This window comes from Flavobacterium panacis, assembly GCF_024649945.1.
GTDB classification, from domain to species: Bacteria; Bacteroidota; Bacteroidia; order Flavobacteriales; family Flavobacteriaceae; genus Flavobacterium; species Flavobacterium panacis.
Map to the genome: position 1 here is coordinate 121,427 of NZ_JANKMS010000001.1, position 11,919 is coordinate 133,345.

An 11,919-nucleotide genomic window follows, 5' to 3' on the forward strand; every position below is an offset into this window, starting at 1 on the left:
CTAAGGTAGATTTTTTTTTGACATCTTATTTTTTTATTTATTTTACTTCTAAAATAAAGTACGGATGAAAATTACGGTATTATTAATGGTTTTTATTTTAATGCTCAGCTGCAACAAAAAGCTTGAAAACAATAATGAGACTTCTTCAAAAAAGATTATCGGCTCAAACAAGGTGCAGAATGAAGTAAAGCACAAAACAGTTAAAACTATAGAATACTTTACAGAAACAGAAACTTTTATTGACAGTACCAAAATTGCTCAAAAAGGGAAATATAAAATTGAACTTAAACAGATTACAATTGATACTTCTACAACGGTTTCTTTTAAACTCTTTATAAAGGAAAACGGCAAATGGACCACTATTCAAAATTATTCTTTAAAAAAAGAAAGCGATATTCCTTTAATACCAGAAATTAAAGACTTTAATAATGACGGATTCAACGATTTTACCATCCATTATTCTACAGCCGGCAGAGGTGCAAATGATATTCGAAAACTATTTATATTTTCTAAAAAAGAGAATAAATTTATTGAAATAAAAAATTCGGATCTTTATCCCAATCTTTTGTACAACAAAAAGCTTAATTGTATTGATGCCCTTAGTGTTTATGGAGGTTCGAGTACAACATTTTTAAAACTTAAAAAGGATAGTTTGATTGAGTTTGCCCGAGTTGATATTATGGATAAAGATATTCAGATATATTGGATTGAAAAAAATAAAGAAATTAAATTTCGATCAGCAAAATATTCAGGTACAAACGATTTTCTAATTCGATTCGTCAATTTCGACCCTCTTGAAGAATATGATTATGAAGACAATATTACCAAAGATAATTAATTATTAATTTTAAAAAACTAAGATGAAAACCGAACGAATATATAAATTATTATTTTCCAGTGTATATCCTTTGTACATTCAAAAAGTCGAAAAAAAGGGAAGAACTCAAGAAGAACTGGATACGGTAATAAAATGGTTAACAGGATATAATAACGAACAACTTAAAGCACAAATTGAGAAGAAAGTAGATTTCGAAACTTTCTTTGCCGAAGCTCCTGAGCTTAATCCAAATGCATCTAAAATTACTGGAGTTATCTGTGGCTATCGAGTAGAAGACATCGAAGATCCTTTGATTCAGAAATTACGCTATCTCGACAAATTGGTTGATGAACTTGCAAAAGGAAAAAAGATGGAAAAAATATTAAGAGAATAAAAACCTCCAAAAAATATTTGGAGGTTCTACGATTTTTAAACTTTTAAAATACCACGAAATCCTCTAGCTGCATAATACGATTCTGCTCCATTATGATATACAAAAACAGTATTATATCTGAAATCGGAGAAAAGGGCGCCACCCAATTTTCTTATTTCAGGCGGAGTCAAAATCCAACTGGAAGTTTTGGTGTCAAATTTTCCAATCTTTTGCAACTCTTTGTATTGTTCTTCGTTTAAGATTTCAATTCCCATTTGCTGTGCCATATTTATAGCACTGTTGGCAGGTTTGTGTTCTTTTCGTTTTTCAAGAGCCTCGTGATCGTAACAAATACTTCTTCTTCCTTTTGGACTTTCAGGAGCGCAATCCACAAAAAGATACTCGTCTGTTTTAGAATCATAACCCACAACATCTGGTTCTCCTTCGGTTCTTTCCATTTCCTCTAGCGACCATATTTTTTCAGGATTTGCTTTTAATTTTGCTTCAATTTTTGACCAATCCAGATTTTTATGACGATCGCTGTTTTTCTCAAAACGTTTCTCAAGTATGCTTAAAATTTCTTCTTGTTCGTTTGTAGTCAGTTGTTTATTCATAATTCTGATTTTTAATTAGCAATACATTTTCTGGTTTCTGGTCTGTAATACCAAGAAATTATAGTTAAAACAATCAAAAGTACAGGCCCAAAAAGCGCTAATAGTTCATCTCCTACAGCTAAATGAGAAATTACTGCTCCAGACATAGCAAAGAAAAAACCTGCATAAGCCCATTCTTTTAATAAACCAAATTTAGGAATAAGAATAGCAATTACGCCTAACAATTTCCAAACCCCAAGAATCGTTAAAAAATATAGGGGATACCCCAAATGTTTCATCATTTCTTTTTCTTCTTTGATTTGCATTAATTGTACAATTCCAGTTGATATCATTCCTAAAGCCAGCCAAAGTGTGGCAATCCAATAAATAATTCTATTCTTTTTACTCATCTTATTTTAGTTTAGTTACAATTTCTTCTAATCGATCATGTGCCATATTTAAGCCCATTGCAAATGGCATTTTTAATTGTGTCATTCTGTGTTCAATAGACTTATAAATTATCTGCATGGTCAGTTTACTACTTTCGTCGCTTAGTTTCTCAAACTCTAGAAACTCAAGTTGAGGCGCGAAATTGACATTTTCCATTTCAAAAGTGCGTACAATTTTTTCATTTGGAACAAAATCATGGATAACACCGTTCGCTTTAAAAACTACATTTCCGTTAGGATCACTGGTTTCAAACTGCCATGCGCCATTTTTTCTATTTTCAAGTTGAATAACTTTTGTTCCCATCCATTGGGCTACAATTTCTGGTTCCGTATAAGCTTTGAACAGTAATTCTACTGGCAAATCAAATTCTCTTGTAATAACAAGGTCCTGTTTGTTGTCTTCAGCGTGAATTTTCGTTTTCTTCTCCATGATTTATCCTTTATAGTTTTTCATTATTACTTCTAACTTATTAAAACGATCATCCCACATTTTTCTAAATGGTTCAATAAAATTGTCTATTTCTTTCATTTTTTGTGGATTTAAATGGTAATAGATTTCTCGTCCGCTTTGTGTCTGATGCAGTAATTCGCATTCACTTAAAATCTGAATATGTTTTGAAATCGTCTGTCTTGACGAATTAAAATTCTCTGCAATTGCACCAGGCGTCATCGCTTGTATAGCTACTAAACTTAAAATAGCTCTTCGGGTTGGGTCGGCTATTGCCTGAAAAACATCTCTTCTAATTTCCATTACGCAGTTATTTGACTGCAAATATAATGAAGTCATTTGACTGCGCAATATTTTTATATCATTTTTTGATTAAAAATATTTTTAAGATTAAAAAGAAAAACCTTTAAACTACTAAATTTAAAGGTTTTATATTGGTAATTAATTAAAGATATTAATCTAATCCTGCAAACTGAAAAGGTTTTGCTTCTTTAAAATTTAATAAAGATTCTCCAGAATAGTTTTCGTTATTTGCTAGACTTAATTTTCTAATTTTTCCTTTTTCACTAAAGTCAATTTTACTGAATTCAACCCAAATAACATTCGGATTTAGCACATTGTCAAAATAATAAACCAGATTTTTTTGATCAGCAACTGTTCTCCAGCGAGTAGAGGAGATGTTTGGTTCTGTTTCTGAAGAAATTCCCAACGGAACAGAGCAATTTCTAATAACGCCAAATACACTTGCCAGAGCTGTTCTAGTATTATCTGTTTTCGGAATAGCATCAATGTAATACGAAGCTCTCACAAAACGATCTGCAGCTCTGTTGGTTCCAGGAAGCATTATCGTTCCCGGAATGCTTTTCCAATAAGTGTTTATTGCCAATTGCTCATCAAAAATAGGAGAATTGGTCATAGCAACATATTTTCGATCATGATGAATTACTAATTTTCCATTGATATATTCAAAAATAGCGTTATCGCCAGAAGCATCTGAAATAGATAAATGTACAGTAGCAAATATATTCGTGCCTGGAATATGCGAAGAAACAATCACAAAATCATTTTTTTCTAGTGCGGTTACGGCTTCAGAAACTGTAGAAAAGTTGTCTAGAACATATTGCAACCATAATGAAACTGCTAAACCTTTTACTTTTCCGTTCTTTTCAAATTTTGGATACTGTGATTCAACCAGCCATAAAAGATTGCCAACAAGTCCTTTTTCGTTCATACCGTCAGAAGAAGCAATATCCCATGAACTGGTAATAACACTTCCATATTTAGATTTCCATTTAAGCGAACTTGTTCCTGCTTCACCAAATCGATCGATACCACGAGGGAATATCCATAGATTAGCCGGGATTTCACCTTTCCAATCCATTGATCGGGCTGTAATTATGGTACCATTTAAACCTTCATAAACAATTCTTGTACATGGAAGTGCAGTTTCTGTGATTAGGGCAAAAGCTAATAAAACCGATAAAACTCTTTTTCGTGATTTCATAATCTTTACATTTTAATTAAACATTGATTTGTATGATGATTATTTGGGGATTGAAAATATATTATTTGAAAGCAAAATATACTTTTAGGAAAAAACATTATCTGCAATTTACGGATTTTAATGTAATATTTAGATTATAAAATCAATAGCAACCCGTAAATAAAACTGTTTAACGGAAAGTACTACTAAGTTAGAATTATTATTTAGAATAATTATAAATAGTTTTGTAGTTGAAATAAATTCAGTTACTTTTGAAAAATTCAAAAAACTTATTTATACACTGATATTATTTTATAAATGATCAAAAAGGCTCTGAAAACATTAAAAATCCTTCTGTTTATCTTTGTAACTTTAATAGCAATTGGTTATGTCTTTGAACATATTTCGCGCTTCTATTTTGACAGTAAAAGACCTGTAAACTCAGAGTTTGTTGAAGTTGACGGAAGAAAAATTCATTATAAAAAAGTAGGAAACGGAAACTGTACTGTTGTTTTTGAATCGGGTTTAGGGGGTGATTATCTGCATTGGCAGGAATTACAAAAGAAACTTTCAAAAAACTACACCACAATAGCTTATGATAAAGCCGGAATTATGTGGAGTGATGCTTCTGAAGATATTTCTTTAAGAAGATATGCAAACGATTTAAAACAGCTTTTGGAAAAAACAGATTGTCCAAAACCGTATATCTTGGTTGGGCATTCTTTTGGAGGAATCACATCAAGATTGTTTATTAAAGAAAATGCTAAAGATTTGGAAGGAATTGTATTTATAGATGTTTCGCATCCAAAACAGTTAGAAAAATCGTCTTCTGCCCTAAAAAATTCTGTCCAACCTCCACCAAGATTGCTTTTAAGTTTTTTAAATGAAATTGGCGCTATTAGGATTTTATACGCAAGTATTCCATTTACAACAGCTGTTCCGCAAGAACATTGGTTCAATAAAAACGTCAAAACTTACTTCTACCGCATTTTTGACGGAATGATGACTGAATTGGAAAATGATAAAAAACTGATGAAGGAAGCTTCGCAAATTGACGATTTTGGTTCTATTCCTTTAACAATTATTACAGCCAAATACCCGAATGGAGTAGAAGGCGCAATAGATAAAAGTTTAGAAAAAGAATATTTAGAAGTTCATCTGAGTCTTCAAAAAGATCTTCTTAATCTATCAACGAACAGCAGACAGGTTTTTGCCAACAAAAGCGCTCATTATGTAACACTTCAAGAATCAGAGCTCATTTGTAATGAAATCAAAAGATTAGCGCCAAAATAATTCTGGCGCTAAGTCTTTTAAAATTTAAAGTTCAATATTTTTTTCAATTCGTATTTGCTCCAGAAAAGATTGATCATGCGAAATTACAATCAAAGTTCCCTGATATTCATTAATAGCAGCAGTAAGGATTTCTATATTCTGAATATCTAAATTATTGGTAGGTTCATCCAAAATAATCATTTCGGGAGATTCATTACTAATCGTCAAACAACAAAGCATTAAACGCATTCTTTCGCCTCCGCTTAAAGCGCTACACGATTTATCCCAATCCTTTTGAGAGAATAAAAAACGATTCAATCTCATTTTGATATCATGTTCTTCTAAACCACAATCATTAAAAACTTGCGCCTGCTCATAAATATTTAAGTTGTTTTGCAAGAGAGAATAATCTTGGTCGATATAGATTGACTTTTTCGCTAAAAAAGTGCTATTTCCTATTGTTGGATTCAATTCACCCAGAATAATTTTGATTAAAGTCGTTTTTCCAGAACCATTTAATCCTTTAATATTCACACGATCTCCGGATAGTATTTCTAAATGGAGATTTTCCTTCCAAAGAGATTGATCTCCATAACTATAATTAATTTCTTCTGCCTTAAAAATTGTTTTTCCTTTGATAAATGAAGCTGTATTAAAACCAAATTTCATTTGATCTATCGTAGGAAGCGACGACCGAAGTTGTCTTAAATCATCAGATATACCACTGATTTTTTCCGCATGAACATCTTTTATTTTGGAACTACTATTTTCAGCTTTATTGCGAAGTGTATTCATCATAATCCGCGCAACACCTGATTTTTCCTGCTTCTTTTTACCTCTTGAATCTAATTTGTTCTGACGTTCGATTGTCTCGCGTTCTTTTTCTTTAGCCTTTTTGAGTGCCTTTTCTTTACTCTGAACATCTTGCTCCAAAGCATTATTTTCTATCTTTTTCTGTTCACTGTAAAAATCATAATTTCCGCCATAAACAGAAATTCCGTTTTTAGTCATTTCAAAAGTTTTGTTTAGAAGATTTAAAAGCATCCTGTCGTGACTTACAATTAATAGTGAACTTGATGTTGTTTTTATGAAATCATACAATAAAGTTCTCGCTTCAAAATCCAAATGATTGCTCGGTTCATCTAATAAAACCAAGTCCGGCTGATGAATCATAATTCCAGCTAGAAAAACTTTTGTTTTTTGCCCACCACTTAGAGTTTTCATTTTTTGTTCTAAATCCAAATCCTGAAGTTTCCAATAAGACAATGCTTCATTGCAACGATCTTCAATTGTCCAATCGTCATTTAAAAGCTGTAGGTTTTCTTCTGTCACATTACCTTCAAGTATTTCTTTAAGTGATTTTATTTTATCCTTTATGTACAAGGCTTCAGAAATCGTTAATTCATTAAATTGACCAAATAATTGAGGCACAAAATAAGGAGTTGTATTTTGTATAATCTGTCCTGAATAAGATTGTAATTGTGCTGCAATGATTTTTAATAGCGTAGATTTTCCAACACCATTATTTCCAACTAAAGCAACTTTATCGTGTTTATTTATAGTAAAACTAATGTTTTGAAACAGCAAGTTTTTATTCTCATGCTGATGAGAAATATTTTGAAGAATAAGCATAATTCCTTTCTATTATAGATAAATAATCAAGTACCCGCAAACTTGCGGTTACTCACTAAATTTTCCGAAAGAAATTATTTTTCACATATAGCATTACTTATTTGAAGTATGCAAATGTATTATTTTTATGTCTAAAAATCAAAAAACCATTCTTAACAAGTTGCAAAGAATGGTTTTTCTATGAATTAAAGCTCTTACGCTTTATATCTTAAATCTTATCAAGAGTAATTTTAGCTTCTTTAGCCTCCAAAATTAATTTATCATCTGTAATAGTACTTACACAAGGGTAAGGTGTTCCAACTTCATCTTTGATCACCAGACTTGTCCCTTTCTTTGTCAAGGCATAAGTACCTTCTGTTATTTCACGCAACAAATATCCCGTAACGTGACCATCTTCCGTAAAAGTAAGTGTTCCGTTGGTTAAAATTGCATTTTTTGTAGAATCGGACATCGGTGTTTTAGCTTCAACAGCAGTAACTTTCCATGAATTCACTAGCTTATTTCTTTTACTATGACATGAAACCATTAATACTACAGCAATTGCAATTACGAGGGTAAATAATTTAGAGTTTTTCATGATTTTGTGATTAAAAGTTAAACAGGAAAAAGTTACAAAAAAAAACGACATTAAATAATTCGTAATCAAATATTTATAAATATTTTTTTACAACATAAAAAAGACGTTTTTTTATTTAATTACAAAATAGAAAAATCGAAATCTTAATTAAGAGTAAGTGCCCCTAAAATTTCTTCATACATAAACGGACCTCCAGGATATTTTGCAGTGTAATCTAAATTCATCCAAACTTGGCCACGTTCGTCAATATGGTAATGCAGTTTTTTACCGTAGCTTTCCTTTACAAAAAGAACGTTTTTAATCAAATAATTGACTTTTTCCAAATCTATCATCGAACCAATTAAAATCTCCGGATAAATATGCCCTTTGGTATGAATAAGTCTCGGAGTCCCACCAATTGATCGAATAGCTGCTGCCATCAAGATAGAATGATCATCACAATCGCCAGAGAAATAATCTAAAGATTCACTGGCGGTTGCAATATAATCACCATCTTTTGGATCGTTAACGTAATTCCATCTACCGTTTATTTCTTTAAAAACAGCAAAACATTGAATAATAGTTCTATAATCTGAATATCCTCTAATTCCTTTAAAATGCTTGCTAGTTGCCATAATAGCAAAATTTCGCACTCTAGGATTCTGATATTCTATTGCATTTATAATTTTTGATTTATTGGGAAAAGGAAGCAGTTTAGCGACAATAATATCCTGAGGATATGGATTGTCTGACATGGTATAAATCATCGAATTGTAATCTTCTGAGATTTCGCTGAAACCATAATTCCCAATTACACTTCCATAAAACAACACCAGCAAGTAAGCTGCAATGCATAAAATAATGATCGTTCTGAGATACATCAGAAGAAAAAATATGGCTGCAAAAACAAAAATAAAGATGAATACACGATCCAGATTGAATGCCCATTCTAAATCGATTAAATTTTGATGCAGTATGATGAAAATCGGAATAGTAATCAAAAAACTTAAAATCGAAATGATAATCCTGTCCCAAGGTGATTTCACCTGTAACTTGGATTTTAATCTCGGAAAGTCGATTTTAGGGAATTTCATCATACGAATCAAAAAAGCAGTACTACAGTGCTTTTACGGTTTCTACAAAAATACTTTTTTTATCAATAATTCCCAGATCAAATAATTGATTTTGAATTTTATTAAAAGACTTTTCTGTTAAATTTTTCTGTGACCACTGTGTTAATTTCAGCCACTCTTTAATATCTGATGCTTTTTGATTAAAAAGCTTTGATAACTTTTTATCAATTTCTGGAATTTCTTTAAAATCAACAGTTGTTTTGTTGATGATTTCTAAGATTTTCTCTACAACTTTTGGGTTCTTTTTTAAGAACTCATCACGAACCGCAATAATAAAAGAAGGCCAAGGAGTAGGGCAGTCGTCTATACGTCTGAATATTCCTTGATCTACAAGAGGTTTGGTCATAAAACGCTCCCACATAAAATAGTCTGCTTTTTGATTGGTCAAAGCGTCTACAGCACCATCAATTGTATTAACGATTTCAAACTCCAGGTCATCAGCCTGCCAGCCTTGTTCATTTGCATTAACATAAGCCATTAGCTGCGATCCAGAACCTACTCTTGAGATGGCTACTTTTTTATTTTTTAGATCTTTCAAGGTTTGAAAATCAGACTTCGCGTCTACATGAATTCCCCAGATTAAAGGTGATTGAACGTAAATCTGAACGATCTTACTCGGATTGCCTGCCGAAATATCTTTCAGAATTCCTTCGGTTAAAATTACTGCTAAATCTGTTTCTCCGTCGCGAAGCATTTGACACATTTTTCCAGTACCTTCGGGAACATTGGTCCATTTGAGGTCGATGCCCTCTTCTTCAAATTCACCGTTTTCTATGCATAGATGCCACGGCAAATTGAAGTGTTCCGGGACACCCGCAATTTTGACAGTTTTCATTTTATTTTAAGTTTAAGTTAAGTTGCTTGTTTGGTATGCGTATGCGTAATCTTAAGTTTGTTTAGTTTTTCAATAAATCTGCTCGATGTTTTTCAGAAAGGCAAGGTTCTGCATATTCGATAATTTCCTGCGTTTCATATTCATTTAATAGGCTTCTTACCAAAGAATAATCAACATCTTTTGCAATTTCTACAGCAAAAAAAGTTTCATTTAATCCTTCAGATAAACAATTAATTGCCTTCAATTTCTCGCGGATGATTTCTTTATCAAAACCTTTTTCTAATACTGCTATTTGAACAATCGAATTCCCTGAATTCTGGATTGTTTTTTTATGCATGAATTTCTCCTCTGTTTCATCATATTCAGCATAAAAAATATCGTCTGTTGCAATTAAAGGTCCAAAAAAGGGAATATTATCCAGTTTAAAAAGACCTTTTTCCAGATCTATAATTTCTGCCCACATGGTTTCAGAAACTACTTCATCAAGATAATCACTGTAATATTTAAATAGTATTTTTTTATGAGTTTCAGACATTATTCTATTTCGTTTATTATGGCTTTTAATGATGATATTACTATTCGATAACCATCCGGATCCTGAATCATTTTTCCATTCTCTTTCCAATATGGATTAACCGGCTCTATCGTTGAAATATTACTATGTTCAAGTTTATGAATTAAATCGTTATAATTTGAAATCGTTTTTGGATAAAGCACAATTATGTCATCTTCATCAAAAGAATGGTTGGCTTTTTGATCAGACTGTGTAAATTCAAAATGCCAGTCTAAACCTGATTTTCCAATAAAAATTCCATCGTAATTATTATGTTTTTCAAAACCGCCCAACAATTCAAAACCAAGAATGTCGACGTAGAAATCTTCAATCTTTCTTAGATTATTTGTATGTCTTGCAACTCTCAAAAACATAATAATTTCATTTATAATTATTTAATTTTCAAATTAGTAAAATCAATTACCTGCCAATTTATTTAAAGTGTAAGCAATTAATTCATCTACAGCTTTATACGGATCTTCACTAAAAGTTCCAGAAGCACGATTGGCAATAATCGCATTTAGCGATAGAGCATTGTGTCCTAAAAGAGCTGAAAGTCCATAAATTGCTGCGGTTTCCATCTCTAAATTAGTAATTTTAGTTTCATTAAAACTAAAATTATCCATTTTATTATTTAATTCTTCGTCTTGAATATTCAAACGCAAAACTCTTCCCTGCGGACCGTAAAATCCTCCTGCAGTTGCTGTAATTCCTTTGAATATTCTGTCTGATTCAATTAGTTTTTCTAATTTTTCAGAACATTGAGTCACATAAGGTTTTCCTTTTTTTGGATCCCAGTTCGTGTGTTTTACAAATGCGTCTTCCATTTCAGTAATCGAAACATCATCAATCAAATAGGAGCGAAGCATGTTATCTAATCCTAAACCAAATTTTGACATTACAAAGCTGTCAACTGGAATATCTTCCTGCAATGAACCAGAAGTTCCAATTCGGATAATATTTAATGAAGTTACGGTTTCTTTTGGCTCTCTTGTTTTTAAATCGATATTTACTAAAGCATCTAATTCGTTTAAAACAATATCGATGTTATCTGGACCAATTCCTGTAGAAATTACAGAAATTCTTTTCCCCTTGTAAATTCCGGTTTGAGTTTTAAATTCTCTTTTTTGAGTTGAATATTCGATTGAATCGAAAAACTGAGTGATTTTTTCTACTCGGTTTTGATCACCAACAAATATAATGTCGTGTGCAATATGTTCAGGACGAAGGTTTAAGTGGTAAACACTTCCGTCTGGATTTAATATTAATTCTGATGATTGAATCATTTTCTTTTAAGTTTCTAAGTTACTAAGCTTCTAAGTATCTAAGTTTTTCTTTATCACGCTGAGCGAAGTCTAAGCGTTTATGGAATTTTAAAATTGAAATTTACTCCGTTTTATCCACCTACACGTTTGGTTTTAAATCCTTTTTCTTTTAGGATAGCCATAATTTTGTCACGGTAATCGCCTTGAATTATGATTGAATCATCTTTAAAAGTACCGCCAACACTCAATTTGGTTTTGATTTCTTTGGCTAAGATTTTAAAATCTTCATCAGAACCTTCGTAACCTTCGATAATTGTGGTTGCTTTTCCTTTTCTTTTTTCAAATTTGCAGATCATTGGCTCTTTTTGAACGTAAAGAACGTGTTCTTGTTCTTCAACTTCCTCTGGTTCATTCGATTCCACGTGATCTGGAAATAAGTTTTTTAATTGATCTTTAAAGTCCATATTTTTTTATTCTAAAAATAAATTCCAAGTATAAAGATATCTAAAA

16 protein-coding genes are annotated in these 11,919 nt (G+C 31.6%); 3 read left to right on the forward strand and 13 right to left on the reverse strand.

The features are described 5' to 3' along the window. The first annotated feature begins 64 nt into the window (after positions 1–64). Together NQQ59_RS00610 and NQQ59_RS00615 are read left to right on the forward strand one after the other, a co-directional pair. On the forward strand, positions 65–838 hold the full coding sequence (locus NQQ59_RS00610) for an XAC2610-related protein (protein WP_144212683.1): 774 nt from the start codon (positions 65–67) through the stop codon (positions 836–838). A 22-nt stretch (positions 839–860) separates the two neighbouring features. After that, the gene (locus tag NQQ59_RS00615) at positions 861–1,211 is read left to right on the forward strand and encodes a DUF2200 domain-containing protein (protein ID WP_144212685.1); all 351 of its coding nucleotides are present in this window, start codon (positions 861–863) and stop codon (positions 1,209–1,211) included. A 35-nt stretch (positions 1,212–1,246) separates the two neighbouring features. On the opposite strand, the gene NQQ59_RS00620 is transcribed toward NQQ59_RS00615, so the two are convergent. The 5 genes from NQQ59_RS00620 to NQQ59_RS00640 all read right to left on the reverse strand — a co-directional run bounded on the left by NQQ59_RS00620 (position 1,247) and on the right by NQQ59_RS00640 (position 4,184). After that, positions 1,247–1,804 (reverse strand): DUF4256 domain-containing protein, encoded by a 558-nt coding sequence (locus tag NQQ59_RS00620; RefSeq protein ID WP_144212687.1) that lies wholly within the window; start codon positions 1,802–1,804, stop codon positions 1,247–1,249. A gap of 11 nt (positions 1,805–1,815) precedes the next feature. Next, on the reverse strand, positions 1,816–2,193 hold the full coding sequence (locus tag NQQ59_RS00625) for a DoxX family protein (RefSeq protein ID WP_144212689.1): 378 nt from the start codon (positions 2,191–2,193) through the stop codon (positions 1,816–1,818). Between the two features lies 1 nt (position 2,194). Continuing rightward, positions 2,195–2,662 (reverse strand): SRPBCC domain-containing protein, encoded by a 468-nt coding sequence (locus NQQ59_RS00630; RefSeq protein WP_144212691.1) that lies wholly within the window; start codon positions 2,660–2,662, stop codon positions 2,195–2,197. A gap of 3 nt (positions 2,663–2,665) precedes the next feature. Further along, positions 2,666–2,983: an ArsR/SmtB family transcription factor gene (locus NQQ59_RS00635; RefSeq protein ID WP_144212693.1), complete on the reverse strand. Its 318-nt coding sequence runs from the start codon at positions 2,981–2,983 to the stop codon at positions 2,666–2,668. A gap of 151 nt (positions 2,984–3,134) precedes the next feature. After that, positions 3,135–4,184, reverse strand: a complete 1,050-nt coding sequence (locus tag NQQ59_RS00640) for a linear amide C-N hydrolase (RefSeq protein ID WP_144212695.1) — start codon at positions 4,182–4,184, stop codon at positions 3,135–3,137. Between the two features lie 297 nt (positions 4,185–4,481). Here NQQ59_RS00640 and NQQ59_RS00645 point away from each other — a divergent pair, with 297 nt between their 5' ends. Beyond that, complete coding sequence (locus tag NQQ59_RS00645; protein ID WP_144212697.1) at positions 4,482–5,456, forward strand: alpha/beta fold hydrolase; 975 nt, start codon at positions 4,482–4,484, stop codon at positions 5,454–5,456. A 24-nt stretch (positions 5,457–5,480) separates the two neighbouring features. Here NQQ59_RS00645 and NQQ59_RS00650 read toward each other — a convergent pair whose 3' ends face one another. From NQQ59_RS00650 to NQQ59_RS00685, 8 genes are all read right to left on the reverse strand, one after another. Next, entirely contained in the window at positions 5,481–7,067 is a 1,587-nt protein-coding gene (locus NQQ59_RS00650; RefSeq protein ID WP_144212699.1) for an ABC-F family ATP-binding cassette domain-containing protein, read from the reverse strand. A 208-nt stretch (positions 7,068–7,275) separates the two neighbouring features. Beyond that, positions 7,276–7,644, reverse strand: a complete 369-nt coding sequence (locus NQQ59_RS00655; protein ID WP_257698025.1) for a hypothetical protein — start codon at positions 7,642–7,644, stop codon at positions 7,276–7,278. A 143-nt stretch (positions 7,645–7,787) separates the two neighbouring features. Then, positions 7,788–8,720: a transglutaminase gene (locus tag NQQ59_RS00660; protein WP_144212702.1), complete on the reverse strand. Its 933-nt coding sequence runs from the start codon at positions 8,718–8,720 to the stop codon at positions 7,788–7,790. 19 nt (positions 8,721–8,739) lie between these two features. Next, complete coding sequence (locus NQQ59_RS00665; RefSeq protein WP_144212704.1) at positions 8,740–9,591, reverse strand: substrate-binding domain-containing protein; 852 nt, start codon at positions 9,589–9,591, stop codon at positions 8,740–8,742. Between the two features lie 61 nt (positions 9,592–9,652). Beyond that, entirely contained in the window at positions 9,653–10,126 is a 474-nt protein-coding gene (locus NQQ59_RS00670) for a DUF4265 domain-containing protein (RefSeq protein WP_144212706.1), read from the reverse strand. Beyond that, positions 10,126–10,518: a VOC family protein gene (locus NQQ59_RS00675; RefSeq protein WP_144212708.1), complete on the reverse strand. Its 393-nt coding sequence runs from the start codon at positions 10,516–10,518 to the stop codon at positions 10,126–10,128. The genes NQQ59_RS00670 and NQQ59_RS00675 overlap by 1 nt, the downstream gene beginning before the upstream one ends. A gap of 42 nt (positions 10,519–10,560) precedes the next feature. Continuing rightward, on the reverse strand, positions 10,561–11,430 hold the full coding sequence (locus tag NQQ59_RS00680) for a nucleoside phosphorylase (RefSeq protein WP_144212710.1): 870 nt from the start codon (positions 11,428–11,430) through the stop codon (positions 10,561–10,563). A 110-nt stretch (positions 11,431–11,540) separates the two neighbouring features. Further along, a complete protein-coding gene (locus NQQ59_RS00685; RefSeq protein WP_144212712.1) occupies positions 11,541–11,873 on the reverse strand; it encodes a translation initiation factor in 333 nt (110 codons plus the stop codon). Positions 11,874–11,919: the final 46 nt, after the last annotated feature.